This is a genomic window from Ruegeria intermedia, from assembly GCF_900129345.1.
Taxonomy (GTDB): Bacteria; Pseudomonadota; Alphaproteobacteria; order Rhodobacterales; family Rhodobacteraceae; genus Ruegeria; species Ruegeria intermedia.
This window is the reverse complement of record NZ_FQVK01000010.1, coordinates 37,970-63,014: the sequence shown is the minus strand read 5'-3', so window position 1 is coordinate 63,014 and position 25,045 is coordinate 37,970. Positions and strand designations below refer to the sequence as shown.

Sequence of the window (25,045 nt, the reverse complement as noted above, 5' to 3'; positions counted from 1 at the left end):
GGCGAGCCGTCGAAATGAACCCGGGTCAAACGGCCAGCGACAGCAACCCGCCCGCCTGTCTATGGATGCGCCCCGCCAGTTCCAGCTCGACCAGAACCGGACCGACGGCGCTGGCCGGAACCTGCACGTCCCGGATCAGTTGGTCTTCGGCCACCGGCGAAGGGCCGAGGCGCGACAGGATCATGCCCTGCAAGTCATCGGTCGAAACCGGCTGCGCGTGATCCGGGGCGGGCTGCGGCGGCGCGTCGAACAGGTCGGGCGTCTGAGGGGGCAGGGCTTCGATCACGTCGTCGACCGACCGCACCAGCGTGGCGCCTTCGCGGATCAGCAGGTTGCACCCCGCCGCGCGCGCGTCGAACGGGTGGCCTGGCACGGCCAGTACGTCGCGCCCTTGGTCCAGAGCGTCGCGCGCAGTGATCAGACTGCCGGATTTGGCGGCCGCTTCGACCACCACCACCGCCTGCGCCAGGCCCGAGATGATCCGGTTGCGGCGCGGAAAATGCCGGGCCTGCGGGGTGACGCCCATGGGTTGTTCGGACAGGCGCAGCCCCCGCATCGCGATATCGCGGGCCAAATCCGTATTCTCGGCCGGGTAGATCACATCGACACCACCGGCCATCACCGCGACCGTTCCGGATTCCAAAGCGGCCTTGTGGGCGGCGGTATCGATACCCCGCGCCAACCCCGAAACCACGACATAGCCTTTTGCACCCAGCCCCTCCGCCAGCGCGCGGGCCATTCGTGTACCCAGTGACGAACAGTTCCGAGCCCCGACAAGGGCAATCATCTGCCGACGCAGGATCGACATATCCCCAATCGCCCAAAGCAGGGGGGGCGCGTCGGGCAGGTCCGCCAACATTGAGGGGTAGTCGGCCGAGCCAAGGCACAAAAGCCGCGCTTTGGCGGCTTTTGCGGCCTTGAGCTCTGCCTCGATCACGCCGGGTGGGCATGTTTCATACCCGTCAATTCCGGCAGCGCGTGCCACTTCCGGCAGCGCGGCCAGCGCATTCTGCGCCGAGCCATGTTCGTGCAGCAGGCGCCGGAACGTGGCCGGGCCGACCTTGCGCGAACGCATCAGACGAAGCCAGGAAAACCGGTCCTCTTCCGTGGTGGGTGGGAGTGGGGGGTGATTGGAAGATTGCTGCTCTTCGGTCATCCGTCGCTCCGCCTGATTGCAGAACTGGTTTACGGCTGGCCGGGTTAACAGCGCGTGAATCTCGGAAAATTTTAGAAGGTCAGGCGCAAATTTCAGGCGTGGTTTCCGCTATGAGTTTGAAAGAAAACTAGAAAAGTTTCAGTGTCCAGCGTCCGCGCGTGTGCGGAATGCTGGGAAGGGCGGCCCCCGCTTAACCAAGCCTGGGCCGCGAAGAGACTGATTCGTCTCAGGCGGCAGACCCGCCTACGGTCAGACCGTCCATCAAAACGGTGGGCTGGCCCACGCCGACCGGAACCCACTGGCCGTCCTTTCCGCAGGTTCCCATGCCCGGATCCAACGCCATGTCGTTGCCCAGACCCCGGATGCGCTTCAGCGCCGACGGACCGTCGCCGATCAGTGTCGCGCCCTTGACCGGGGCGCCGATCTTGCCGTTTTCGACCCGGTAGGCCTCGGTGCAGCTGAACACGAACTTGCCATTGGTGATGTCAACCTGGCCGCCGCCGAAACCCACGGCCCAGATGCCGTCCTTGATCTCGGCCACCAGGTCCGCCGGATCGGCATCGCCGCCCAGCATGATCGTGTTGGTCATGCGCGGCATAGGTTTGTGTGCATAGCTTTGCCGCCGTCCGTTGCCGGTGGGGGTCACCCCCATCAGACGCGCATTCTGTCGGTCCTGCATATAGCCGGTCAGGATTCCATCCTCGATCAGCACGGTGCGCGAACTGGGCGTGCCCTCGTCATCGACGGTGATCGAGCCCCGACGATCCGGGATCGTCCCGTCATCCACCACGGTCACGCCCTCGGACGCGATCCGCTGCCCCATCAGACCGGCGAAGGCCGAGCTGCCTTTGCGGTTGAAATCTCCTTCCAACCCATGCCCGATGGCCTCGTGCAGCAGGATGCCGGGCCAGCCGGGACCCAACGCCACCTCCATCACGCCGGCCGGAGCGGGGACCGCATCGAGGTTCACCAAAGCGATGCGCAGGGCCTCGCGCGCCTTGTCCTGCCAATCGGCCGGGTCGATCAGCCCGTCCAGCCCGACGCGTCCGCCGCCACCGGCCGAGCCGCTCTCGCGGCGGCCGTTCTGCTCGACGATCACCGAGACATTGACCCGAGTCATCGGGCGCACGTCGCGCACCAGGGTTCCGTCGGGGCGCAGAATTTCGACCTCCTGCACCGATGCGGCGATCACCGCGCTGACCTGCACGACGCGCGGGTCAAGGTCGCGGGCAAAGCCGTCGATCTGGCGCAGCGTCTCGATCTTGACCGGGAAGCTGGCCGATTCGATCGGGTCTTCGTCGGTGTACAGTTTCTTGTTCGTGGCCCGCGGTGATTCGGCCAGCGTCCCGCCGCCATCCCCGACGGCCAGCCGCGCGGTCTCGGCCGCGCGTTTCAAGGCCGGAATGGAAACGTCGGTGGAATGGGCGTAGCCTGCCACCTCGCCCTGAACTGCGCGCAGGCCGAACCCCTCGGACGCGTCATACGAGGCCGACCGCAGGCGCCCGTCATCAAAGACCAGAGACTCGGATTTGCGCCGCTCGACGAACAGCTCGCCATCCTCGGCGCCATCGGTGGCCGACCGCAGTACGGGCAGCGCTTCGTCCTGCGGCAAAACGGTTTCGAACGGGCGAAACGGGGCGTGAGTCATCGGTTGCGGCCTTTCGGATTTGATCCAGATCAAAAATAGCGTCTGTTTGACGCAAGCATTTTGCTTTATCTAGCCCCCGGAATATGGTTTTTAACGCGGCCAAAGACAACGGGAGAGGTGTGACCGATTCACAGCTTTCCGACAAAGACGCAAAGATCAAACGATCAGGACAAAAAATGAAGAATGCTTTGATGCTTTCGGGGGTGTTCGCAGCCCTCTCCAGCCTTCCCGCTATGGCTCAGGACCTTGAGATCATCGGCAAGCCGGTCGATGGCGGCATGGGCTTCCAGCCGGCGGCCACCAGCTTGGCCGAAGGGATTCAACGCCTTGATGGCATGATTCTGGTGATCATCACGGCCATCTGTCTGCTGGTCGGGGCGCTCCTGGTCTATTGCATCGTGCGCTACAACCAGCGTGTAAACCCGACCCCGGCGCGGTTCTCGCACTACACCCCGGTCGAGATCGCATGGACGCTGGGCCCGATTCTGATTCTGGTGTTCATCGGGGCGTTCTCGCTGCCGGTTCTGTTCAAGCAGCAGGAAATCCCCGAGGGCGACGTCGTCATCAAGGTGACCGGCAACCAGTGGTACTGGACCTACGAGTATGTCGATCACGACTTTGCCTTCGACAGCTATCTGCTGGGGCACCCCGCCACCCTGGACGAAAGCACCCGCCCGGCCGATGCCGACGTCACGCCCTTCGTTCTGGACGACGCAATGCGCGCCAAGCTGACCGATGCGGGCTACAGCGAGGATGAATGGCTGCTGGCCACCGACACCGCCGTCGTGGTGCCCGTCAACAAGGTGGTCGTGATGCAGGTCACCGCGGCTGACGTGATCCACTCGTGGACGATCCCGGCGTTCGGCGTCAAGCAGGACGGCGTTCCGGGCCGCCTGGCCGAGCTGTGGTTCAAGGCCGACAAGGAAGGCATCTATTTCGGTCAGTGCTCCGAGCTGTGCGGCAAGGACCACGCCTACATGCCGATCACCGTCAAGGTCGTCAGCGAAGAAGCCTATGAGGATTGGCTGAAATCGGCGCAGGAAGAATATGCCGGCCTGCCGGCGTCGTTCCAGATCGCCTCGAACTGACGATCCCGCGGCCTGAGGGCCGATCGAAACCAAGGACAGGCTGCGCGGGTTTCGCGCAGCTTTCGCACCACAAGGACCTGACATGACCGACGCGAGCATCAATGCCAGCACACTTGCCGCACAATCCCGTGCGTACGAGGCCGGCTTTGGCGACTATTTCGCCCTGCTCAAGCCACGGGTGATGTCGCTTGTCGTGTTCACCGCGTTGGTGGGCCTGCTGGCCGCCCCTGTGCCAGTGCATCCGTTCGTCGGCTTCTGCGCCATCCTGTTCATCGCCATCGGCGGCGGCGCCTCGGGTGCGCTGAACATGTGGTGGGACGCGGATATCGACAAGGTTATGAAACGCACCAAGGGCCGTCCGATCCCGTCGGGCAAGGTCGAGCCCGGCGAGGCGATGGCGCTGGGCCTGGCCCTGTCGGGCCTGTCGGTGATCATGCTGGGCTTGGCGACCAACTGGTTCGCGGGCGCGTTTCTGGCCTTTACCATCTTTTTCTATGTCGTGATCTACACGATGTGGCTCAAGCGCCTGACGCCGCAGAACATCGTGATCGGTGGCGCCGCGGGCGCCTTCCCGCCGGTGATCGGCTGGGTTGCCGCCACGGGTTCGATGACTCTTGAACCGTGGCTGATGTTTGCCCTGACCTTCATGTGGACCCCGCCGCATTTCTGGGCGCTGGCGCTGTTCATGCGCTCGGATTATGACGACGCGGGCGTGCCGATGCTGACCGTGACGCATGGACGCCGCGCCACGCGGACCCATATTCTGGTTTACACCGCATTGCTGGCCGTGCTGGCCGTAGGCACCGCGTTCTCGGGCATTGGAGGGCCGATCTACCTGACTGTTGCCGTAATATTGAACGCTCTGTTCTTGCGGGGGGCCTGGGCCATCGCGCGGCGCACCGAAGACGACGCCGAGGCGGACAATTTCCAGGTCGAGCGCAGCTTTTTCAAGCTGTCGCTGCTGTACCTGTTCCTGCATTTCGGCGCGATCCTCGCCGAGGCGCTGCTGAAACCCTATGGGTTCGGAGGCTGGTCATGAGCCTGCGTAAAAGCCATGAACTGCACCAGCGCCGGTTCGGCCGTAATCTGGGTGTCGGTCTGACGCTGGCGGCGTTCATCGTGATCATCTTCGGCCTGACCATCGTCAAGGTCTCGGGCAGCGATTTCGGCATGTCCACCGAGGAGGTTCAGAACTGATGGCTTTGAGCGGACCGCAGAAGACCGTTGTACAAACCGTTGGTCTGGTCATTCTGATGGGCAGCCTGGCCTGGGCGGCCGTGCCGTTCTACGACTGGTTCTGCCGGGTCACAGGGTTCGGGGGCACCACCGGAGTCGCCGAGGCCACGCCTGATGAGATCCTCGACCGGGTGGTGACCATTCGCTTCGACGCCTCCAAGGCCAAAGACATGCCGTGGGAGTTCAAACCCGTCGAGCGCGAGATGAAGGTGCGCATCGGTGAGACCGGACTGGCCTTCTATGAGGCGTACAACCCGACCGACAAGCCGGTCGCGGGGCAGGCGTCCTACAACGTGACGCCCTATTCCGCCGGTGGCTATTTCCAGAAGATCGCCTGTTTCTGCTTTGAAGAGCAGGTTCTGGAGCCCGGTGAACGGATCGAGATGCCCGTAACTTTCTTCGTCGACCCCGAAATAGTGGAAGACCCCGAAGCACAGTATGTTCATACGATCACGCTGTCGTATACATTCTACGAAATCGACCTGCCCGAGGGCTATGCCGCCCTGGATGCGCAGGCAAAAACAAACACGAACTAACGCCTGTAGGTGAGGGACGCTGATGGCACACGCAAAAAACCACGATTACCACATTCTGGCCCCTTCGATCTGGCCGCTGATCGGCTCGATCGGTGGCTTCGTCATGCTGTTCGGAGCCGTCTTGTGGATGCACGGAGAGACGTCCTTCGTGTTCTGGGCCGGTCTTGTGGCGGTTCTGTACACGATGTTCGGCTGGTGGTCCGACGTGGTGGCCGAAAGCCGCGCCGGTGACCACACGCCGGTCGTGCGCATCGGTCTGCGCTATGGCTTCATCCTGTTCATCATGTCCGAGGTGATGTTCTTCTTTGCCTGGTTCTGGTCATTCTTCAAACACCGGATGTACCCGATGTACGAATATGCCGGCACCGAGTACATCCAGCCGGATATCCACGCGGTGGACCCGTTCCACCTGCCGCTGATCAACACGCTGATCCTGCTGCTGTCGGGTTGCGCCGTGACCTGGGCTCACCACGCCTTGGTGCATGAAAATGACCGCAAGGCACTGGTCCAGGGTCTGGCCATCGGGATCTTTCTTGGGATCGTTTTCACTGGGCTGCAGGCCTATGAATATTACGAACTGCTGGCCCATGAAGGCTGGGAGTTCGGCGGTGATCAGTTCTATTCGAACTTCTTCATGGCAACCGGCTTCCACGGCGCGCACGTGATCATTGGCACCATCTTCCTGACGGTCTGCCTGATCCGTGCGATGCGGGGCGACTTCACGCCGGAGAAACACATCGGCTTCGAGGCGGCGGCCTGGTACTGGCACTTCGTCGACGTCGTCTGGCTGTTCCTGTTCTTCGCCGTCTACATCTGGGGTCAGGCCCCCCTGATGTAACTTCGCGCAAGGCTGTCGAATTGCAAAAGCCGCCCTTCGGGGCGGCTTTTTCTCGATCAGGGGCGCAAGGGATTGCGCCCCGTACAATTGCAAGGTTGCATTTCCTTGCACTCAGACCGTAACAAGACGCCGGCTTGACTCCGAGCCGCCATGACACGCAACAAGGGCCAGATATGCGCCGCATCCTGTTTCTGCTGATTTTCGGGCTCGCCGGGCTGGCGGTGCTGGTTTCGCTGGGCACTTGGCAGGTTCAGCGTCTGGCGTGGAAAGAGGGCATTCTGGCCGATATCGAAGCCCGGATCGCCGCCGATCCGGTGCCGCTGCCCGAAGCGGTCGATCCCGAAGCCGACCGCTATCTGCCCGTAGAGGTATCGGGCGAGATGCTGCCCGGCGAAATCCATGTATTGGTCTCGGTCAAGCAGGTCGGGCCGGGCTATCGGATCATCGCTCCGTTCCGGACCGGTGACCGCACGATCCTGGTGGACCGGGGCTTTGTGCCCACGACGGCCAAGCAGGCTGAACGCCAGATCGGCCCCATGCAGGTTGTCGGCAATCTGCATTGGCCGGATGAGATCGACGGCTATACTCCCGATCCGGACCGGGTGGGCAACATCTGGTTTGCCCGCGACGTGCCCGTGCTGGCCGATGCGCTTGGGGCCGAGCCGATCCTTCTGGTTGCCCGCAGCCGGACCGATCCCGCCATCACGCCGCTGCCGGTGGATACGGCGGGTATTCCCAACGACCATCTGCAATACGCGGTGACATGGTTCGGCCTGGCACTGGTCTGGGCCGCAATGACCGGATATTTCCTGTGGCGCGGCCGCGCCCCATCAGAAAGTGACGCGCAATGAAATACATCTCGACCCGCGGGCGGGCGCCCGAACTGAGCTTTGAAGAGGCGATGTTGACCGGTCTGGCCCGCGACGGCGGCCTGTACCTGCCTGCCGAAATCCCGGTTCTGAGCCAGGACGAGATCGCCGCGCTGGCCGGGCTGCCATATGAGGAAATCGCATTCCGCGTCATGTGGCCCTATGTCAGCGGTTCATTCGCCGGGGACGAATTCAAAGCGATCATTGCTCGCGCCTATGCCGGGTTCGGCCATGATGCCCGCGCACCGTTGAAGCAGCTGAACGAGAACCACTTTCTGCTGGAACTGTTCCACGGGCCCACGCTGGCCTTCAAGGATTTCGCCATGCAGCTGATCGGCCAGCTGTTCCAGGTCGCGTTGAAGCGGCGGGGCGAGCGTGTGACCATCGTCGGCGCCACCAGCGGCGATACCGGATCGGCCGCGATCGAAGCGTTCCGGGGGCTGGATGCGGTCGATGTGTTCATCCTGTTCCCGCATGGCCGCGTGTCCGAGGTGCAGCGTCGCCAGATGACCACCCCCGCCGACAGCAACGTGCACGCGCTGGCCGTGGATGGCGATTTCGACGACTGTCAGGCCGCCGTGAAGGATATGTTCAACGATTTCGACTTCCGCGACGGGGTCAAGCTGGCGGGGGTGAACTCGATCAACTTTGCCCGCGTGCTGGCCCAGGTGGTCTATTATTTTTCGGCCGCGACCAGCCTTGGCGCGCCACACCGCAAGGTCAGCTTCACGGTGCCCACCGGCAATTTCGGCGACATCTTCGCCGGCTACATCGCCAAGCGGATGGGTCTGCCCATCGACCGTCTGGTGGTAGCGACCAACCAGAACGACATCCTGCATCGCTGCCTGTCGGGGCAGGGCTATTTCAAGGGCGACACCATCCCCTCGATCAGCCCGTCGATGGACATTCAGGTCAGCTCGAACTTTGAGCGCGCGCTGTACTATGCCTATGGCGAGGACGGGCGGGCCGTGGCGCAGTTGATGGACGAGCTGAAACAGGGCGGCTTTCACGTCAGCCAGGGCGCGATGGAGGCCCTGCGCGAAAGCTTCGCCTCGGGTCGTGTGTCCGAAGAGGAAACGCTCGCCACGATCAAATCCACGCTGGAACACAGCGCCGAGCTGGTCTGCCCGCACACTGCCGTGGGCATCAAGGTGGCCGAAGACACCCGCGCCGCCGATGTGCCGATGGTGACGCTGGCCACCGCGCACCCGGCGAAATTCCCCGCCGCGGTCGAGCAGGCCAGCGGTGTGCATCCGCCTCTTCCCTCGCGCATGTCCGATCTGTATGAACGTCCGGAACGGGTGACCCGCATCGCCAACGATCTGGGCGCCATCGAGGATCATATCAAAAGGCATATTGCTGAGTGACTGTCAGACTGGACCAACTAACAAACGGCTTTTGGATCGTCAGCGAGCAGATGCCGGGGCTGCAATCGGCCGCCATCGGCATCTGGGTGACCGCCGGCGGGCGGCACGAGCGGATCGAACAGAACGGCATCGCGCATTTCCTCGAGCATATGGCCTTCAAGGGCACCGAGCGGCGCTCGGCCCTGCAGATCGCCGAGGCGATCGAGGATGTGGGTGGTTACATCAACGCCTATACCTCGCGCGAGGTGACGGCCTATTACGCACGCGTCCTGAAGGATGACGTGGCGCTGGCGATGGACGTGATCGGCGACATCGTCCTGAACCCCGTCTTCGACCCGCGCGAGATCGAGGTCGAGCGCGGCGTGATCCTGCAGGAAATCGGCCAGGCGCATGACACGCCCGACGACGTGATCTTTGACTGGCTGCAAGAGGAAAGCTATCGCGATCAGCCGCTGGGTCGCACCATTCTGGGGCCGACCGAACGGGTCAGCGCCTTTTCGCGCGACGACCTGTCGGCCTTCGTGGCCGAGCATTATGCGCCCGATCAGATGATCCTGTCGGCGGCGGGCGCGGTCGATCATGACCAGCTGATGAAACTGGCCGAAGAGATGTTCGGCCATCTGCAACCCCGCAAGGGGCTGCCGGCGGAACCTGCGCGGTTCACCGGCGGCGAGGTGCGGCGGGACAAGGCGCTGGAGCAGGCGCATTTCGCGCTGGCGCTGGAAAGCCCGGGCTATCGCGATGACGAGATCTATGCCGCGCAGATCTATTCGACCGCGCTGGGCGGCGGCATGTCCTCGCGCCTGTTTCAGGAAGTGCGTGAGACCCGCGGGCTGTGCTATACGATCTTTGCCCAGACGAGTGCCTATGCCGATACGGGAACGACCACGATCTATGCCGGCACCTCGGCCGATCAGGTGGGCGAACTGGCCACCATCACCATCGACGAGATGAAGCGCGCCGCCGAGGACATGAGCCCCGAAGAGGTTGCCCGCGCCCGCGCGCAGATGAAGGCCGGGATGCTGATGGGGCTGGAAAGCCCCTCGAACCGGGCCGAGCGTCTGGCCCGGCTGGTGCAGATCTGGGGCCGTGTTCCGCCGCTCGAGGAAACCGTGGCCAAGATCGACGCGGTCAGCACCGCCGACGTCCGCGCCTTCGCCGAAAAGATGGCGGTTCAGGCCCCGGCGGCTCTGGCGCTTTACGGGCCGGTGGGCGGTGCGCCGACGCTTGAGCAGTTGCAGGAGAGGCGCGCGGCGTGATGCTGTTGGGCAGACGCAGGCTGAAACTCGAGACCGAGCGGTTGAGCTTGCGCCCGCCCGTGCATTCCGACTTCAACGACTGGGCCGCGCTGCGGCTGGCCTCGCGCGAGTATCTGACCCCGTGGGAGCCGATCTGGGCCAAGGATCATCTGACCCGCAAATCCTTCACCAACCGTGTCTACTGGGCGCAACGCTCGGTGGCCAATGGCACGGCGGTTCCGCTGTTCCTGTTCCGCCGCGCCGACGACGTTCTGGTGGGCGCCATCACGCTGGACAATATCCGCCGGGGGCCGGCGCAGGCCGGAACGCTGGGCTATTGGACCGGGCAGGCCTTTGCCCGGCAGGGTTACATGCGCGAGGCCATCGGCGCCGTGGTGCACTACGCCTTTACCCGCCTGGACCTGAGCCGGATCGAGGCCGCCTGCCTGCCGGAAAACGCCGCCTCTCGCGGGCTATTGGAAAGCTCGGGCTTCAAATACGAGGGCGTCGCGCAGTCCTATCTGCAGATCAACGGACGGTGGCGGACGCATGTGCTCTATGCGTCGCTGCGCTCGGACCGGCGCGGGCGGACGGACGCGGGCTAGGGCGCCCGTTCGGCCCTGATGTGGGCGGGACTGTTTCCGAAATCTGGGCCCCGTGACGTGACTCGGGTGCCGGATGCGCTAGACTTCCGATCATGCGGAGTATTTTAGCGGGTCTGATCTTGCTGGCAGGGACGGCGGCGGCGCAGGAGCGTCGGCCGAGCCATTGCATCGCCATCGCCCAGAACACCCCTGGAATCCAGTATCTGCACAAGGCGGCGTGGCAGGACCCGGTGCCCGAATTCTCGGTACGGATTAGCTATGTCGCGCATGCGTCCTTTCTGATCCAGACACCGGGCGGGCTGAATGCCGTGACCGATTTCACCGGATTCATCGGCGGAGCGGACCTGATCCCCGACATCGTGACGATGAACCACGCCCATGACACCCATTGGACCGCCTATCCCGATCCGGCCATCCCACATGTGCTGCCGGGTTGGGGTGAGTTCGGGCAGGGCATCGAACATTACCTCGACCTGGGTGAATTGCTGGTGCGCAACGTATCGACCGACATCCGGTCCGCGTATGGCGGGGTGGAAGAGCGCGGAAACTCGATCTTCGTGTTCGAGGTCGAAGGCCTGTGCATCGGCCATTTGGGGCATCTGCACCATGTGCCGTCCGACGAACAATTCGCGGCCCTCGGGCGGCTGGACGTGGTCATGGCGGCGGTGGACGGGGGCACGACCATGCCCTTGCCCGAGATGATCTCGGTCCTGCGGCGGCTGAAAAGCTCGGTCATCATTCCGATGCACTGGTTCTCGGGCTATTCGCTGGACCGGTTCCTGGCCGATATCCGATCCGATTTCCCGGTGCGTCGGGACGGGGTTTCGGAAATCGAAGTATCGCTGCGGACCCTTCCGGACCGCCCGACGGTGTTGGTGCTCGAGCCGCGATACCTGATGGAATTGGAATAAGCCTTGCCGTGCGCCGCGGGCTTGGGCATGCAGAGGGCATGCATTTGAACCCTGCCGACGAAACCTTTGCCGAAACCATCCGCGCCCGCCTGGGTGACGATATACTGCGCCCGGTCGAGCCGCGCTATCTGGAAGAGCCGCGCCGCCGCTTCGCCGGGCAGGCGGGTCTGCTGGCCTTGCCCCGCACGACCGAACAGGTCGCAGCCTTGGTGCGTTTGGCGTCCGAGGTCCGCGTGCCGGTGGTGCCATACGGCGGCGGCACCGGTCTTGTAGGCGGGCAGGTCATGGTGGATGGCCCTGCGCCCCTGATCCTGTCGCTCGAGCGGATGCGCGCGATCCGGGCCGTCTATCCGACCGAAAACATCCTGATCGCCGAGGCCGGGGCGGTGCTGGCCGACATTCAGGCCGCGGCCGAAGCGGCCAACCGGCTGTTTCCGCTGTCGCTGGCGGCGCAGGGGTCCTGCCGGATCGGGGGGAACCTCGCCACCAATGCCGGGGGCGTCAACGTCCTGCGCTATGGCAATGCGCGGGATCTGTGCCTGGGGCTCGAGGCGGTTCTGCCCAGCGGGGAGATCTGGCACGGTCTGGGGCGGCTGCGCAAGGACAACACGGGCTATGACCTGCGCAACCTGCTGATCGGGTCCGAGGGCACGCTGGGGGTCATCACCGCGGCCTCGCTCAAGCTGTTCCCGCGCCCTGCCGGGCTGGGAACGGCGATCTTTCAGGTGGCCAGCCCCGAAGCGGCGATCGACCTGCTGGCCCTGGCCCGCGATCATCTGGGCGAAACCGTCAGCGCGTTCGAATTGATCCACAGACAGGGGCTGGATTTTCTGGCCGAGGTCCTGCCGGACGTGCGGCAACCCTTTGACACACCGCCAGAATGGTCGGTCCTGATCGAACTGGGATTGCCGGCCGGGCACGAGCCCGAGGCTGCGCTGGAGGCCTTGTTCGTGGCTGCCGAGGCCCGTGGTCTGGTGTCGGACGGCGTCATCGCCCAAAGCGCCGCGCAGCACGATGCGCTGTGGTCGGTGCGCGAACGCATCCCCGAGGCGAACCGGCTGATCGGTTCGGTGTCCAGCCACGATATCTCGGTTCCGATTTCGCGCATCCCCGATTTCATCCGGCAAGGCGGCGAGGCGATTGCGGCCCTCGGGCCGTTCCGGGTGAACTGCTTTGGTCATCTGGGCGACGGTAACCTGCACTACAACGTTTTCCCGCCCAAAGGCCACGACCGGACCGAGTTCGATGACCAGCGCGCCGCGATCAAGCGCGCGGTTCATGATCTGGTACATGAATTTGAAGGATCGGTCAGTGCCGAGCATGGGGTGGGCCGCCTGAAGACCGATGATCTGGAACGCTACGGTGATCCGGCCAAGTTGACGGCCATGCGCGCCATCAAGTCTGCCTTGGACCCGCGCGGGATCATGAATCCGGGTGCCGTCCTGTCAGATGCGTGAGTGCGGCGCGGGTGCCGGCCATCGCGTTGCGGGTGGCTCACAGCCCTTCGAATTCACACAGGACATGGACGTCCATGCCCATCTCCTCCAGCACCTTCCGGCCGCCCAGATCGGGCAGGTCGATGATGAAGGCGCAGCTGACGATCTCGCCGCCCAGACGTTCGATCAGCTTGATGCCTGCCGCTGCAGTGCCGCCGGTGGCCAGCAGGTCATCGACCACCAGAACCTTTTCGCCGGGCTGGATCGCGTTATCGTGGATCTCGACGATGGCCTCGCCGTATTCCAGCTTGTATTCCTCGCTGATCGTGGTGCCCGGCAGCTTGCCCTTCTTGCGGATCGGAACGAAGCCCACGCTCAGCTGGTGCGCGATCGCGCCCCCCAGGATGAAACCGCGCGCCTCGAGCCCCACGACCTTGTCGATGCGCTCGCCGGCATAGGGGTGCAGCATCTGGTCGATGGCCATGCGAAACCCGCGGGGATCGGCAAACAGGGTCGTCACGTCGCGGAACATGATCCCTTCGTGGGGGAAATCGACGATGGTCCGAATGTAATCCTTGACCGTTTTGCTTCTGGACATGGGGTGACCCTTCTTGCGTCAGAACAGGGCGGTGTTTGGCGTATCGCGGCCAGTCATGCAAGCGGCAGTTGCCGGCCTGCGCGTTTTTGCTGCGGGGCTCAGGCCGGGCGGCGCAGCACCGCCGTGGCCACGCCCATTCCGATCAGGGTCAGTCCTCCGAAACGGGTCATGCCGGTGACGATGCCGGGGCGGCCGATTACGCGGCACAGCCGGTCGGCCAGCAGCGCATAGGCCAGCGCGTTCAGCCCCGCCAACCCCACGAAGGTGGCGATCAGGATCGCGAACTGCGGGCCCAGCGGCTCGGTCGGGCGCAGGAATTGCGGCACGAAGGCGATGAAGAAGGCGATGGATTTCGGGTTCAGGGCGGTGACGGCGGCCGCATGGCCGAACACGCCGCGCGCGGTGACGTCGCGCCCGGTGGACACCGCCTGCATCCCTCCGGACGGCGCACTGCGCAGCAGCTTGATGCCCAGCCAGACCAGATAGGCGGCGCCCACCCATTTCAGCACCGAAAACAGCGTGGCCGACGCCAGCACCAGCGCCCCAAGCCCCAGCAACGAGGCGGTCATGGCGATCAGGTCCCCCAACGCAACCCCGGTGGCCGAGGCCACGGCCACGCTGCGCCCTTTGGACAGCGCATAGCTGAGCACCAGCAGAACCGTCGGGCCCGGGATCAGCAGAAGGGCGGTCGAGGCGGCGACAAAGGCCAGCCAAAGTTCAAAATCCATAACAAACCTCCGTCAGATCCGCCGCAGCGAGCCTGAAAAAAACACGTGGCCGTCAAGGCCGCCTACAATACCCGGCCCGCCACCGCATCCAGCTTGGTCAGCACTTGCGGGTCGCGCTTTTCCGGGGCCGTCAAAATCGCGTGGTCCAGCGCCCGGTCGCAGCCATGCCGGCAGGGCGCGCGCTCTGCTCCCAGCAGGGCGGGCAGGCTCTTGACCAAGGCGCGCGCCTTCTCGGCATTGCCGGTCAGCGTCGCGATGATCGCGGTCACGTCCACTTCGCCGTGATCGGGGTGCCAGCTGTCATAGTCGGTGACCATCGCCACCGAGGCATAGCAAAGCTCGGCCTCGCGGGCCAGTTTGGCCTCGGGCATGTTGGTCATGCCGACCACGTCGCAGCCCCACTGCTCGCGGTACATCTTCGATTCCGCCAGCGTCGAGAATTGCGGCCCTTCCATCGCCAGGTAGGTGCCGCCGCGATGCACGGTGATGCCCGCCGCCCGGGCGGCGGATTCACAGGCATCGCCCAGGCGCGGGCAGGTCGGATGGGCCACGCTGACATGGGCGACACAGCCGGTGCCGAAAAAGCTTTTCTCGCGGGCGAAGGTGCGGTCGATGAACTGATCGACGACCACGAAATCTCCCGGCGCCATGTGTTCGCGGAAGGAGCCGCAGGCCGAAACCGAGATCACATCGGTCACCCCCAGCCGTTTCAGCGCGTCGATATTGGCGCGATAGGGCACCTCGGTCGGCGAATGCACATGCCCGCGCCCGTGGCGGGGCAGAAAGGCCATCTCGATGCCGTCCAGTGTCCCGGTCAGGATCTGGTCGGACGGCGCGCCCCAGGGCGTTTCCACGGTAACCCATTGCGGCGTCTCCAGCCCGTCGATGTCATAAATTCCCGATCCGCCGATGACGGCAATCTTTGTCTGGGCCACGTTCGTTCTCCGCTGCGATACCTGCCTGTGGGAATTTCTGCGGGCTTGTCGGGCATTTGGCAAGGCTTGCCGGTGTTTTTGCGGCTCACAGGAGCGACAACGGGCGTCGCCTTGCAGTTTTTGCATGACAGCCTGCCATCGATGGGCTAGCAGACAGCGCCGAAGGCGGGTATACGACCGCCTTCGCGCGAACATTCTGACCCACAGGACCAATTCATGCCCCGAGCCTTGCTGGCAAGCTTTGCCAATCGCCTCGCCATTCCCGATCTGAGCTGGATGCCGGACGAAAAGCTGACCCCCGCCCGCCTGCGGATCGAGCTTTTGTCGGGCCTGACCGTCGCCCTGGCCCTGGTGCCCGAAGCGGTGGCCTTTGCCTTCGTCGCCGGGGTTCACCCGCTGGTGGGTCTGTATGCGGCGTTCCTCGTGGGGCTGATCACCGCGCTGATCGGGGGCCGTCCGGGTATGATCTCGGGCGCAACCGGTGCGCTGGCGGTCGTCATGGTGGCGCTGGTGGCGCAGCACGGGGTCGAATACCTGTTCGCCACAGTGGTTTTGATGGGCATCCTGCAGATCATCGCGGGGGCCATGCATTGGGGCCGGTTCATCCGGCTGGTGCCGCATCCGGTGATGCTGGGCTTTGTCAATGGCCTGGCCATCGTGATCTTTCTGGCGCAACTGGGCCAGTTCAAGGTGCCGGGCACTATGGAAAACACCGGCCACGGCATGAGCGGCGGTGAATGGCTGTCCGGGATGCAGCTATACACGATGCTGGGGCTGGTCGCACTGACCATGGCGGTGATCTGGGTGATGCCGCGCGTCACGCGCATCGTGCCGGCACCGCTGGCGGGCATCGTCGTGGTGGCCGCGCTGGTGATCGGTATGGGGCTGGATGTCCCGCGCGTCGGAGACCTGGCCTCGATCGAGGGCGGACTGCCAAAATTCCACATCCCCATGGTTCCGCTGACCTGGGAAACTTTCGAGATCATCCTGCCCTACGCCGTCATCCTGGCGGCCATCGGCCTGATCGAATCCCTGCTGACGCTGAACCTGGTGGGCGAGATCACCGGCAAGCGCGGCGGTGCTTCGCAGGAATGCATCGCGCAGGGTACCGCCAACGTCGTCACCGGGTTCTTTGGCGGGATGGGCGGCTGTGCGATGATCGGGCAGTCGATGATCAACGTAAAGTCCGGCGGCCGCACGCGCATCGCGGGGATCGCTGCCGCGCTGTTCCTGCTGGTGTTCATCCTTGTCGGCTCGCCTTTGATCGAACAGATTCCGCTGGCTGCGCTGGTTGGCGTGATGTTCATGGTGGTGATCGGCACCTTCGCCTGGAACTCCTTCAACATCCTGCGCAAGGTGCCGCTGACGGATGCCTTCGTCATCGTTCTGGTCACCGTCGTCACCGTGATGGAAGACCTCGCCGTGGCCGTCGTGGTCGGCGTGATCGTTTCGGCGCTGGCCTATGCCTGGAACAACGCCAAGCGCATCCACGCGGTCACCCGCGACTCGGAAACCGAAAAAGGCGCCAAAGTCTACGAAATCAAGGGTCCGCTGTTCTTCGGTTCGTCCGAGGGGTTTGTCGAACTGTTCGATGTTCAGAACGACCCGGAAACGGTGATCGTGGATTTTGCCGACAGCCGCGTGGTCGACCAATCGGCCCTGCAGGCCATCGAAAACGTTGCCGCGAAATACGAGGCGGCAGGCAAGCGCGTCATGCTGCGCCATCTCAGCCGGGACTGCCACAAGCTGCTCAAGAAAGCAGGTCACTTGATGGTCGACAGCGACGATGACCCTGATTACGGCCTTGCGGTCGACTATTCTGTTCGAACCGGCATTCTGGGCGGCCACTGAGGCAATGCGAGGCTCTGCCTCGCGCTCCGGGATATTTGCAGCCAGATGAAGACCGCGCGCGCCCTTCATCTGGCCGAAAAATATCCCGGGGGAGTCGCGCACAGCGCGGCGGGGGCAGAGCCCCCTAATCCCGCCTCAATCGTCTGGACGATTGAGGGAGAACAACTCCGTCACCACCGAGTAGTCGCGATAGCCAAGCCGCGACAAAGGTTGAAAGGTGGTGACGTCGAACTTGCCGTCCTTCAGGCAGTCATCGCGCAGGTGCACGCCGATGACCTCTCCGAAAACCACCTGGTTGGCCTGGCCGGGCAGCGTGACGATCTGGGTCAGTTTGCATTCCAGCGCGGCGGGGGCGCCTTCGATGCGGGCGCATGAGATGGTTTCGCATTCCACCGGAGTCAGCCCGGCGTGGGCGAACTCGTCCACCTCTTTCGGAAGGCTGGCCGAGCTTGCGTTCATCGCATCCCGATGGGCGTGGGCCACCACGTTGACGCAAAAGACGCCGGTCGCCTCTATATTGGCGATGCTGTCCTTTCCGCGGTCCTGGTCGTGCTTCGTACCGGTGGAGGCAAACATCACCTGCGGTGGCGTATAGGCAACCCCGTTGAAGAATGAATAGGGCGCCAGGTTGTTGATCCCATCCGCGCCGCGGGTCGAGATCCATCCGATCGGGCGCGGCGTGATGATGGCGTTGAACGGGTTGTGCGGCAATCCGTGGCCGTCTTCGGGGCGATAGAACATCTGATCTCCAAGCGTTTGCTCAAGGCCTAGCGAAGTGCTAGGGCGATTGCCAGAGTCGAAAAGAGGGCCGCGGTGCAGCAGTTCGGGATCAGACCGGAAGAGCCGAAGGATTGGTGGGAAGTCGAGGCCCTCTATGACCTGTGCTTTGCGCCGGGGCGCGAGGCGCTGTCGTCCTATCGGTTGCGCGACGACGTTCCGCCCGTGTCTGGGCTGTCGATGGTGGCCCGTGACGGGCAGGGCATTCTGGCTGGGGCCATCCGATTCTGGCCGGTTCATGTTGGCGCACACGACGCGCTTTTGCTGGGGCCCGTTGCCGTCCACCCGACCCACCAGGGCGAAGGGTTGGGTGGTTACCTGATCCGTGAAGGTATCGAAGCCGGGCGGGCCAAAGGGTGGGAGCGGGTCATGCTGGTCGGTGACGCGCCCTATTATTCACGCTTTGGGTTTGCGCGGCTCGAGGGGGTGGAGATGCCGCCGCCAACCAACCCGGATCGGGTTCTCGGGCTGGACCTGGCGCCCGGCGCCTGGCAGGGCACAGGCGGAGAAGTCACGCGTTGGACCCGCTGACCTATTGAAAGCGCGCGCGCTGATGCCGATCTTTCGGGGGCAGGAGGAGACCTAATGCACGATATCGTGCGAGTGCAGCGACCAGATCCCGAAGCCGAGCTTGACCGACTTGCCGGATACTATCGCGACGCCGGGGGCGCCGGAGTGAAGTTTCTGAACCGTCTGGGCGGATCGGCGGAGTCGCTGCTCGAGCAATTGCCAACTCCGGTTCGGTCAGGCGTGGTGGAGGCCACCGAGCAGGCGCTGTGGGTGGCCGTCCGCGCGGCGGATGGATCGCGGCGTGCAGTCCCGGATCAAGAACCGTGGGTGAACACGGTTGTCGCAACTGCCATGGGCGCAGTTGGCGGCACGGGCGGCCTGACCACCGCGCTGATCGAACTGCCGGCCACGACGACCATGCTGTTGCGTGCGATCCAGGGGGCCGCCGCCCGTGAGGGGTTCGATCCATCGGCCGAAAACGTCAAGTTCGACTGCGTGAGGGTTCTGTCGGCCGCGGGTCCGCTGTCGCATGACGATGGCGCCGATCTGGGGTTCTTCTCGGTGCGCCTGACATTGACCGGGCCGGCGACGCAAAAGCTGATCGCGGCCGTTTCGCCCAGACTGTCGGTGGCGCTTGGTCAGAAATTGGCCGCGCAGACCCTGCCGGTGCTTGGGGCCGTCGCCGGAGGCGGCATCAACTATGTCTATTCCCGTTATTACCAGCAGATTGCCCGGGTTCACTTCGGCCTGCGGCGATTGGCCATCGATGCCGACATTCCACATGAAGATCTGGTTCGGCGCTTGGAGCGCCGCAGGATAGGGTGACGGATTGACCCAAATTGGACAATTCCGCCTGAAGTGGTAGTCTGAAACTGACCGACCTGCGGGACAAGCAGGCGGTTTTGCAGGAAAACGAGGCCTGTCGAGAGGATGCTGAACGTGAAAGACGCCAGGCTGTCTTCGGACGGCGCATTCGCCTCCCAGCAACTGCCGGTCATGCGGCAGGTGGCGGCCCTGTGCCATCGCCAGACGCAGGCGGGGGTCGAGGTTCTGTTGATATCGACGCGCGGGTCCGGCCGCTGGATCATTCCCAAGGGGTGGGTGATCACCGGTCTGAGCGACGCGGATTCCGCCGCGCGCGAGGCTTGGGAAGAGGCCGGCGTGACCGGCCATTGCGACACCCGGCGTATCGGAAGCTTCGCCCATGCCAAGCACCACAAGCGGTTGGGGCGCGTGATGTGTCTGGTCGACGTCTTTCCTCTGCGGGTCACCGAAGTGGCCGAAAGTTTCCCCGAGGCCGGTCAGCGGCGCAGGGTATGGCTCAAGCCGGACGAGGCGGCCGACAGGGTTTTCGCGCAGGACCTGTCCGCATTGATCCGGGGCTTCTCGACCGTGGCGGATCGTGTCGTCGCGAGAAAGGCTTGATATCGCCATGTCTGACGGTATCTATTCGGAAACCGACCTTTTGGACGCAAGATGATTCAATATGCTCTGAAATGCAGCAACGGTCACGGGTTCGACAGCTGGTTCCAGTCGGCCGATGCCTATGACAAGCTGGCCAAGGCGGGCATGGTGACCTGCACGCAGTGCGGCTGTACCTCGGTCGAGAAGGCCGTCATGACGCCGCGGCTGAGTTCCGCGCGCAGCACGCAGGCGCCCGCGCCTCGGGCTGAGGCGGCCCCTTCCAAGGCCGAGATCGAGCGCGTCCTGAAAGAGCTGCGCGCCAAGGTCGAGGCCAATTCCGACTATGTCGGGCGCGATTTCGCGCGCGAGGCCCGCAAGATTCATCTGGGCGAAGCGCCCGAGCGCCCCATCTATGGTGAGGCCAGGGCGGAAGAGGCCAAGGCGCTGATCGAAGACGGTGTGCCCGTGGCGCCTCTGCCCTTCGTACCCAGCCGAAAGACGAACTGAGCGATGCATGTTCTGATCACCGGTGCCAATCGGGGGATCGGCCGGGCGATGGCCGATCACTTCAAAGGGCAGGGCCATCAGGTCACCGGCACCGCCCGCGATGGCAGTGGTGCGGTGAAACTGGACGTGACCGATCCGGCCGATCATGCGGCAATGGCGCGTGCGCTGCACGGGCAACCTGTTGACCTGTTGGTGTGCAACGCGGGCGTGTATCTGGACAAGGGTCAGACGATCGAGGGCTACCCGGCCGAGATGTGGGCCCAGACCTTTGCCGCCAATGTGACCGGCGTGTTTCTGACCATTCAAGCCCTGCTGCCCAATCTGCGGGCCGCGCACGGCAAGATCGCGATCATCTCGTCGCAGATGGCCTCGCACACGCGGGCGCCCGGGGGGAGTTACATCTATCGTGCTTCAAAGGCCGCCGCGCTGAATCTCGGGCGCAACCTGGCGGTGGATCTGAAGGGCGACGGCATCGCGGTGGGTATCTATCACCCCGGATGGGTGCAGACGGACATGGGCGGTCAGGCTGCCGACATCACCGTCTCACAGGCCGTTGCCGGGCTGACCGAGCGTTTCGAGGCGCTGAGCCTCGATACCACCGGGTGTTTCGAAACCTGGGACGGGCAGGCGCATCCTTACTGAGTTGCCAGCGCCGCCTTGGGGATCTCGTAGACTTCGCCGGGGTCGATGAAAATCACCAGGATATCGCCGCGTGTTTCCGACGTGATCTGAGCGGTCGAACTGCTGGAATCGGGTTCGCCATCGGTGAAATAGATGCGGCGCACCTCGCCGGTGGGCAGTTGGACCGCCAGCGTTGCGGTTCCGTCCTCTTTGCGGCGCAACTCGGCCGGGCAGCTTTGCAGCGACTGCCCTGACAAGGCGGTGCAGGGCACGGTTCCCAATGCGTTTTGACCATCCGTGCCGGACAGGGTGGCCACCTGGGCCACCGCGGGCGCGGACATCAGGACAAGGGCAAAAACGAAACGCAGCATGAAAGACCTCTTGGCGTAAACGGCTGATCCCACGCTGACATTGCCGGAGCCGGTTGTAAAGCGACCGCGCGCCGCAGGGTCTGCCGCTTTGCACCCTTGCCCTATCGGGTCCCCTCGCATAAGACGCACGGGACCGGAAATCCAAGGCGCGGAGACATTTGCCCCCATGCCCGTACTCGTGATGAAATTTGGCGGCACATCCGTCGCCAACCTCGACCGCATCCGCCGCGCGGCCAAGCGTATCGGCGTCGAAGTGGCCAAGGGCTATGACGTCATCGTCATCGTTTCGGCCATGTCGGGCAAGACCAACGAACTGGTGGGCTGGGTCGACGAGATTTCGCCGCTGTACGACGCGCGCGAATATGATGCCGTGGTGTCCTCGGGCGAGAATGTCACCGCCGGGCTGATGGCACTGACGCTGCAGGAAATGGACATTCCCGCCCGCAGTTGGCAGGGCTGGCAGGTGCCCCTGCTGACCGATGGCGCCCATTCGGCGGCGCGGATCCTGGACATTCCGACCGACAACATCAACCAGAAGTTCGGTGAGGGCATGAAGGTCGCCGTGGTGGCGGGCTTTCAGGGCCTCAGCCCCGAAGGGCGGATCACCACGCTGGGCCGGGGCGGTTCGGACACCACCGCCGTGGCCTTCGCCGCCGCCTTCGACGCCGAGCGCTGCGACATCTACACCGATGTGGACGGCGTCTATACCACCGATCCGCGCATCTGCGAGAAGGCGCGCAAGCTGGACAAGATCTCGTTCGAGGAAATGCTCGAATTGGCCTCGTTGGGGGCCAAGGTACTGCAGACCCGCTCGGTCGAGCTGGCGATGCGGTACAAGGTGAAACTGCGTGTTCTCTCAAGCTTCGAGGAACAGTCCGACGAGGCCGGAACCCTGGTCGTCGACGAGGAGGAAATCATGGAATCCAATGTAGTCTCGGGTGTGGCCTATTCGCGGGACGAGGCCAAGATGACCGTCGTGTCGGTCGCCGACCGCCCCGGCATCGCCGCGATCATCTTCAACGCGCTCAGCGATGAGGGGATCAATGTCGACATGATCGTGCAGAACATCTCGGACGAGGGGCGCACGGACATGACCTTTTCCTGCCCCACCAACCAGGTGGCGCGCGCCGAAAAGGCGCTGCTGGCAGTCAAGGAGCGTGGTGATCTGAACTATGCCGAGCTGGTCGCCGATACCGACGTGGCCAAGGTTTCGGTCGTGGGCATCGGCATGCGCTCGCAGTCGGGCGTGGCGGCCAAGATGTTCAAGGTGCTCTCGGATGAGGGGATCAACATCAAGGTCATCACAACCTCCGAGATCAAGATTTCCGTGCTGATCGATCGGAAATACATGGAACTTGCCGTTCAGGCGCTGCATGATGCGTTTGAACTGGACAAGGCGGCCTGAGCATTTCGGCCAAGGTCCCGCCTGACACCGCAGGATGAACCGGGCGATGGCAGACGGAATGGAAACGGAATCCCGCAAGCTGCTGGGGCGGCTGCGCGAGGAGATGGCAAGCGAGGCGGCCGGTCAGGAGCGTCTTGACCGGATCACGCATCTGATTGCCGACAGCATGCGGTGCGAGGTGTGCTCGATCTACCTGTTCCGCGACGACGAAACCCTTGAACTCTGCGCGACCGAAGGGCTTGCCCCCGAAGCGGTTCACCAGACCCGCATGCGTCTGGGCGAGGGCCTGGTGGGGCGCGTGGCCAAGTTCGGCGAGGTGGTCAATACAGCCGACGCGCCGGCGGCAAAGGGTTTCCGCTACATGCCGGAAACCGGCGAGGAGCGGTATTCGTCGTTCCTGGGCGTGCCGATTCAGCGGCTGGGCCAGAAGCTGGGCGTTCTGGTCGTGCAGTCGCGCGACGCGCGCGAGTTTTCCGCCGACGAGGTCTATGCCTTGGAAGTGGTCGCGATGGTGCTGGCCGAGATGGCCGAGCTGGGCGCCTTCGTGGGCGAAGGGGCGGCCCTGTCGCCGCTGCACCAGCAAGCCCTGTTGCTGCGGGGCGGCCCCGCACAGGAAGGTTCTGCCGAAGGCCATGTCTGGCTGCACGAACCACGCGTCGTGGTCACCAACCCCATTGCCGACGATCCGCACCGCGAGCTTGAACGCCTAAACGCGGCCGTCGAGGAACTGCGCGTGGGCGTCGACAAGATGCTGGAAATCTCGCGGGGGGGTGACACCGAGCAATTGCAGGTTCTCGAGGCCTATCGGATGTTCGCCAATTCCAAGGGCTGGATGCGGCGGATGGAGGAGGATATCGCCCGCGGCCTCAGCGCCGAGGCGGCGGTTGAAAAAGAACAGTCGCAGGCTCGCGCCCGGATGAGCCAGGTCACCGACCCCTATCTGCGCGAGCGGCTGGCCGATCTGGACGATCTGTCGAACCGGCTGCTGCGCATTCTGACGGGGCAGGGCCGCGACAACGGCAAGGAGATGCCGCCTGATCCGATCCTGGTGGCGCGCAATATCGGACCGGGCGATCTGTTGGAATACGGCCGGTCGCTGAAGGGCATCGTGCTCGAGGAAGGCTCGGTCGGCAGCCATGCCGCCATCGTCGCCCGCGCCCTGGCCATCCCGCTGGTGGTGCATGTGGGGCGGATCACGACCGAGGCCTTGAACGGTGATCACATTCTTGTCGATGGCGACGAGGGCGTCGTGCATCTGCGCCCCGAGGATACCGTGGTCAGCGCCTTCCGCGACAAGATGGCCATGCAGGCCGAGGCGCAGAAACGCTATGCCTCGATCCGCGAAACCCCGACCGTGACGAAGGATGGCGAGCGGATCAATCTGGTGATGAATGCCGGCCTGATGGCCGACCTGCCGTCGCTCAAGACGTCGGGGGCTGAGGGCGTGGGCCTGTTCCGCACCGAACTGCAGTTCCTGATCCGCAACCAGATGCCGAAGCGGTCCGAACTGGTGGCGCAGTACAAACGCGTACTCGATTCGGCCGATGGCAAGCGCGTGGTGTTCCGAACGCTGGATATCGGGTCGGACAAGGTGCTGCCCTACATGAAGCATGTCGCCGAACCCAACCCGGCGCTGGGCTGGCGCGCCATCCGCGTGGGCCTGGACAAGCGCGGGGTCATGCGCATGCAGCTGCAGGCCCTGATCCGCGCCGCCGAGGGGCGGCCGTTGACGGTGATGTTTCCCTTCGTGGCGCAGGCCGAGGAGTTCCGCGAGGCCAAGTGGGAGGTGAACAAGACCATCGAACGCGAAAAGCGTCTGGGCCATGTTCTGCCCGAAACGCTTGAAATCGGGGCGATGCTGGAAACACCGTCATTGGCCTTCGCCCCCCAGAAATTCTTTGACGAGGTCGATTTCATCTCGATCGGCGGCAACGACCTGAAGCAGTTCTTCTTCGCCGCCGACCGCGAGAACGAGCTGGTGCGCCGCCGCTATGACACGCTGAATGTCAGCTTCCTCAGCCTGATCGAGCGCATCGTCGAACGGTGCGGAATTTCCGACACGCCGCTGAGTTTCTGCGGCGAGGATGCCGGCCGCCCGATCGAGGCGCTGTGCCTGGCGGCGATGGGCATCCGCACCTTGTCGATGCGCCCGGCCTCGATCGGCCCGGTCAAAAGCCTGCTGTTGCGGTCCAACCTGCAGGAGGTTCGCAAGATCATCGCCGACGCCCGCCATCGCGGCGAACAATCGGTGCGTCCGGCGATCATGGAGTATCTGCGCGCCAACGGCTGAGGCCATGGTGACCGCGAAAAAAGACCCGTTTCCGAAATCCGGGCTTGCTTTTTGGGCTTGGCCTTTCTATCCAAGCCACGAATGTTAGCGGTAACAGGGTGTCTGGCTGCAGACCGCGCC

Annotated in this window: 26 protein-coding genes; 19 read left to right on the top strand and 7 right to left on the bottom strand. The window is 64.1% G+C overall.

Features of this window, described 5'->3' with window-relative positions:
• Nucleotides 1-25: 25 nt before the first annotated feature.
• The gene (gene dprA, locus F3H26_RS09025; protein WP_149775730.1) at nucleotides 26-1,156 is read right to left on the bottom strand and encodes a DNA-processing protein DprA; all 1,131 of its coding nucleotides are present in this window, start codon (nucleotides 1,154-1,156) and stop codon (nucleotides 26-28) included.
• Between the two features lie 226 nt (nucleotides 1,157-1,382).
• Entirely contained in the window at nucleotides 1,383-2,804 is a 1,422-nt protein-coding gene (gene tldD / locus F3H26_RS09020; RefSeq protein WP_149775729.1) for a metalloprotease TldD, read from the bottom strand.
• 176 nt (nucleotides 2,805-2,980) lie between these two features.
• On the opposite strand from tldD, the gene coxB reads away from it, so the two are divergent.
• The 11 genes from coxB (at nucleotide 2,981) to F3H26_RS08970 (ending at nucleotide 12,949) form a co-directional block, all read left to right on the top strand.
• The gene (gene coxB / locus F3H26_RS09015) at nucleotides 2,981-3,892 is read left to right on the top strand and encodes a cytochrome c oxidase subunit II (protein ID WP_149775728.1); all 912 of its coding nucleotides are present in this window, start codon (nucleotides 2,981-2,983) and stop codon (nucleotides 3,890-3,892) included.
• A gap of 82 nt (nucleotides 3,893-3,974) precedes the next feature.
• On the top strand, nucleotides 3,975-4,931 hold the full coding sequence (cyoE, locus tag F3H26_RS09010; protein ID WP_149775727.1) for a heme o synthase: 957 nt from the start codon (nucleotides 3,975-3,977) through the stop codon (nucleotides 4,929-4,931).
• On the top strand, nucleotides 4,928-5,089 hold the full coding sequence (locus F3H26_RS19450) for a hypothetical protein (protein WP_188127734.1): 162 nt from the start codon (nucleotides 4,928-4,930) through the stop codon (nucleotides 5,087-5,089). The genes cyoE and F3H26_RS19450 overlap by 4 nt, the downstream gene beginning before the upstream one ends.
• Nucleotides 5,089-5,664 carry a cytochrome c oxidase assembly protein gene (locus F3H26_RS09005; protein ID WP_149775726.1) on the top strand — a complete coding sequence of 192 codons (576 nt, stop codon included), beginning with the start codon at nucleotides 5,089-5,091 and terminating at the stop codon, nucleotides 5,662-5,664. The genes F3H26_RS19450 and F3H26_RS09005 overlap by 1 nt, the downstream gene beginning before the upstream one ends.
• Nucleotides 5,665-5,686: 22 nt before the next feature.
• On the top strand, nucleotides 5,687-6,502 hold the full coding sequence (locus F3H26_RS09000; protein ID WP_149775725.1) for a cytochrome c oxidase subunit 3: 816 nt from the start codon (nucleotides 5,687-5,689) through the stop codon (nucleotides 6,500-6,502).
• A 173-nt stretch (nucleotides 6,503-6,675) separates the two neighbouring features.
• Entirely contained in the window at nucleotides 6,676-7,353 is a 678-nt protein-coding gene (locus F3H26_RS08995) for an SURF1 family protein (RefSeq protein WP_149775724.1), read from the top strand.
• Nucleotides 7,350-8,738, top strand: a complete 1,389-nt coding sequence (gene thrC / locus F3H26_RS08990) for a threonine synthase (protein WP_149775723.1) — start codon at nucleotides 7,350-7,352, stop codon at nucleotides 8,736-8,738. Before F3H26_RS08995 ends, thrC begins: the two co-directional genes overlap by 4 nt.
• A complete protein-coding gene (locus F3H26_RS08985; RefSeq protein WP_149775722.1) occupies nucleotides 8,735-9,997 on the top strand; it encodes a M16 family metallopeptidase in 1,263 nt (420 codons plus the stop codon). Before thrC ends, F3H26_RS08985 begins: the two co-directional genes overlap by 4 nt.
• Nucleotides 9,997-10,581: a GNAT family N-acetyltransferase gene (locus F3H26_RS08980; protein ID WP_149775721.1), complete on the top strand. Its 585-nt coding sequence runs from the start codon at nucleotides 9,997-9,999 to the stop codon at nucleotides 10,579-10,581. The genes F3H26_RS08985 and F3H26_RS08980 overlap by 1 nt, the downstream gene beginning before the upstream one ends.
• A 92-nt stretch (nucleotides 10,582-10,673) precedes the next feature.
• Nucleotides 10,674-11,492 (top strand): MBL fold metallo-hydrolase, encoded by an 819-nt coding sequence (locus tag F3H26_RS08975; RefSeq protein ID WP_149775720.1) that lies wholly within the window; start codon nucleotides 10,674-10,676, stop codon nucleotides 11,490-11,492.
• A 38-nt stretch (nucleotides 11,493-11,530) separates the two neighbouring features.
• On the top strand, nucleotides 11,531-12,949 hold the full coding sequence (locus F3H26_RS08970) for an FAD-binding oxidoreductase (protein ID WP_149775719.1): 1,419 nt from the start codon (nucleotides 11,531-11,533) through the stop codon (nucleotides 12,947-12,949).
• Nucleotides 12,950-12,986: 37 nt separating this feature from the next.
• Here F3H26_RS08970 and F3H26_RS08965 read toward each other — a convergent pair whose 3' ends face one another.
• The 3 genes from F3H26_RS08965 to F3H26_RS08955 form a co-directional block, all read right to left on the bottom strand.
• The gene (locus tag F3H26_RS08965; RefSeq protein WP_149775718.1) at nucleotides 12,987-13,526 is read right to left on the bottom strand and encodes an adenine phosphoribosyltransferase; all 540 of its coding nucleotides are present in this window, start codon (nucleotides 13,524-13,526) and stop codon (nucleotides 12,987-12,989) included.
• 98 nt (nucleotides 13,527-13,624) lie between these two features.
• Nucleotides 13,625-14,254: a LysE family translocator gene (locus F3H26_RS08960; RefSeq protein WP_149775717.1), complete on the bottom strand. Its 630-nt coding sequence runs from the start codon at nucleotides 14,252-14,254 to the stop codon at nucleotides 13,625-13,627.
• A 62-nt stretch (nucleotides 14,255-14,316) separates the two neighbouring features.
• Entirely contained in the window at nucleotides 14,317-15,189 is an 873-nt protein-coding gene (locus F3H26_RS08955; protein ID WP_149775716.1) for an S-methyl-5'-thioadenosine phosphorylase, read from the bottom strand.
• Between the two features lie 216 nt (nucleotides 15,190-15,405).
• On the opposite strand from F3H26_RS08955, the gene F3H26_RS08950 reads away from it, so the two are divergent.
• Nucleotides 15,406-17,040, top strand: a complete 1,635-nt coding sequence (locus F3H26_RS08950) for a SulP family inorganic anion transporter (RefSeq protein ID WP_149775715.1) — start codon at nucleotides 15,406-15,408, stop codon at nucleotides 17,038-17,040.
• A gap of 135 nt (nucleotides 17,041-17,175) precedes the next feature.
• Here F3H26_RS08950 and F3H26_RS08945 read toward each other — a convergent pair whose 3' ends face one another.
• A complete protein-coding gene (locus F3H26_RS08945; RefSeq protein ID WP_149775714.1) occupies nucleotides 17,176-17,781 on the bottom strand; it encodes a flavin reductase family protein in 606 nt (201 codons plus the stop codon).
• A gap of 72 nt (nucleotides 17,782-17,853) precedes the next feature.
• Between F3H26_RS08945 and F3H26_RS08940 the strand changes: the two genes are divergently transcribed.
• The 5 genes from F3H26_RS08940 (at nucleotide 17,854) to F3H26_RS08920 (ending at nucleotide 20,880) form a co-directional block, all read left to right on the top strand.
• Nucleotides 17,854-18,348 (top strand): GNAT family N-acetyltransferase, encoded by a 495-nt coding sequence (locus F3H26_RS08940; protein WP_149775713.1) that lies wholly within the window; start codon nucleotides 17,854-17,856, stop codon nucleotides 18,346-18,348.
• 54 nt (nucleotides 18,349-18,402) lie between these two features.
• The gene (locus tag F3H26_RS08935; RefSeq protein ID WP_149775712.1) at nucleotides 18,403-19,152 is read left to right on the top strand and encodes an EcsC family protein; all 750 of its coding nucleotides are present in this window, start codon (nucleotides 18,403-18,405) and stop codon (nucleotides 19,150-19,152) included.
• A gap of 114 nt (nucleotides 19,153-19,266) precedes the next feature.
• Nucleotides 19,267-19,752 (top strand): NUDIX hydrolase, encoded by a 486-nt coding sequence (locus F3H26_RS08930; protein ID WP_223162470.1) that lies wholly within the window; start codon nucleotides 19,267-19,269, stop codon nucleotides 19,750-19,752.
• Nucleotides 19,753-19,803: 51 nt separating this feature from the next.
• Nucleotides 19,804-20,238 carry a DUF1178 family protein gene (locus tag F3H26_RS08925; protein WP_149775710.1) on the top strand — a complete coding sequence of 145 codons (435 nt, stop codon included), beginning with the start codon at nucleotides 19,804-19,806 and terminating at the stop codon, nucleotides 20,236-20,238.
• A gap of 3 nt (nucleotides 20,239-20,241) precedes the next feature.
• Nucleotides 20,242-20,880 (top strand): SDR family oxidoreductase, encoded by a 639-nt coding sequence (locus F3H26_RS08920; protein WP_149775709.1) that lies wholly within the window; start codon nucleotides 20,242-20,244, stop codon nucleotides 20,878-20,880.
• Here F3H26_RS08920 and F3H26_RS08915 read toward each other — a convergent pair.
• Entirely contained in the window at nucleotides 20,874-21,230 is a 357-nt protein-coding gene (locus F3H26_RS08915; RefSeq protein WP_149775708.1) for a hypothetical protein, read from the bottom strand. The genes F3H26_RS08920 and F3H26_RS08915 overlap by 7 nt on opposite strands.
• A gap of 166 nt (nucleotides 21,231-21,396) precedes the next feature.
• Between F3H26_RS08915 and F3H26_RS08910 the strand changes: the two genes are divergently transcribed.
• Entirely contained in the window at nucleotides 21,397-22,635 is a 1,239-nt protein-coding gene (locus F3H26_RS08910) for an aspartate kinase (protein WP_149775707.1), read from the top strand.
• Between the two features lie 46 nt (nucleotides 22,636-22,681).
• On the top strand, nucleotides 22,682-24,925 hold the full coding sequence (gene ptsP / locus F3H26_RS08905) for a phosphoenolpyruvate--protein phosphotransferase (RefSeq protein WP_149775706.1): 2,244 nt from the start codon (nucleotides 22,682-22,684) through the stop codon (nucleotides 24,923-24,925).
• Nucleotides 24,926-25,045: the final 120 nt, after the last annotated feature.

What these genes read in the sequence shown, in the direction of transcription:
- F3H26_RS08950 (WP_149775715.1), top strand. Translation starts at nt 15,406, where the DNA reads ATGCCCCGAGCCTTGCTGGCAAGCTTTGCCAATCGCCTCGCCATTCCC.
- tldD (WP_149775729.1), bottom strand. Translation starts at nt 2,804, where the DNA reads ATGACTCACGCCCCGTTTCGCCCGTTCGAAACCGTTTTGCCGCAGGAC.
- F3H26_RS08935 (WP_149775712.1), top strand. Translation starts at nt 18,403, where the DNA reads ATGCACGATATCGTGCGAGTGCAGCGACCAGATCCCGAAGCCGAGCTT.
- F3H26_RS09005 (WP_149775726.1), top strand. Translation starts at nt 5,089, where the DNA reads ATGGCTTTGAGCGGACCGCAGAAGACCGTTGTACAAACCGTTGGTCTG.
- F3H26_RS08910 (WP_149775707.1), top strand. Translation starts at nt 21,397, where the DNA reads ATGCCCGTACTCGTGATGAAATTTGGCGGCACATCCGTCGCCAACCTC.
- F3H26_RS19450 (WP_188127734.1), top strand. Translation starts at nt 4,928, where the DNA reads ATGAGCCTGCGTAAAAGCCATGAACTGCACCAGCGCCGGTTCGGCCGT.
- F3H26_RS08960 (WP_149775717.1), bottom strand. Translation starts at nt 14,254, where the DNA reads ATGGATTTTGAACTTTGGCTGGCCTTTGTCGCCGCCTCGACCGCCCTT.
- ptsP (WP_149775706.1), top strand. Translation starts at nt 22,682, where the DNA reads ATGGCAGACGGAATGGAAACGGAATCCCGCAAGCTGCTGGGGCGGCTG.
- F3H26_RS08995 (WP_149775724.1), top strand. Translation starts at nt 6,676, where the DNA reads ATGCGCCGCATCCTGTTTCTGCTGATTTTCGGGCTCGCCGGGCTGGCG.
- F3H26_RS08925 (WP_149775710.1), top strand. Translation starts at nt 19,804, where the DNA reads ATGATTCAATATGCTCTGAAATGCAGCAACGGTCACGGGTTCGACAGC.
- F3H26_RS08975 (WP_149775720.1), top strand. Translation starts at nt 10,674, where the DNA reads ATGCGGAGTATTTTAGCGGGTCTGATCTTGCTGGCAGGGACGGCGGCG.
- F3H26_RS08945 (WP_149775714.1), bottom strand. Translation starts at nt 17,781, where the DNA reads ATGTTCTATCGCCCCGAAGACGGCCACGGATTGCCGCACAACCCGTTC.
- F3H26_RS09000 (WP_149775725.1), top strand. Translation starts at nt 5,687, where the DNA reads ATGGCACACGCAAAAAACCACGATTACCACATTCTGGCCCCTTCGATC.
- F3H26_RS08970 (WP_149775719.1), top strand. Translation starts at nt 11,531, where the DNA reads ATGCATTTGAACCCTGCCGACGAAACCTTTGCCGAAACCATCCGCGCC.
- F3H26_RS08980 (WP_149775721.1), top strand. Translation starts at nt 9,997, where the DNA reads ATGCTGTTGGGCAGACGCAGGCTGAAACTCGAGACCGAGCGGTTGAGC.
- thrC (WP_149775723.1), top strand. Translation starts at nt 7,350, where the DNA reads ATGAAATACATCTCGACCCGCGGGCGGGCGCCCGAACTGAGCTTTGAA.
- F3H26_RS08915 (WP_149775708.1), bottom strand. Translation starts at nt 21,230, where the DNA reads ATGCTGCGTTTCGTTTTTGCCCTTGTCCTGATGTCCGCGCCCGCGGTG.
- coxB (WP_149775728.1), top strand. Translation starts at nt 2,981, where the DNA reads ATGAAGAATGCTTTGATGCTTTCGGGGGTGTTCGCAGCCCTCTCCAGC.
- cyoE (WP_149775727.1), top strand. Translation starts at nt 3,975, where the DNA reads ATGACCGACGCGAGCATCAATGCCAGCACACTTGCCGCACAATCCCGT.
- dprA (WP_149775730.1), bottom strand. Translation starts at nt 1,156, where the DNA reads ATGACCGAAGAGCAGCAATCTTCCAATCACCCCCCACTCCCACCCACC.
- F3H26_RS08965 (WP_149775718.1), bottom strand. Translation starts at nt 13,526, where the DNA reads ATGTCCAGAAGCAAAACGGTCAAGGATTACATTCGGACCATCGTCGAT.
- F3H26_RS08920 (WP_149775709.1), top strand. Translation starts at nt 20,242, where the DNA reads ATGCATGTTCTGATCACCGGTGCCAATCGGGGGATCGGCCGGGCGATG.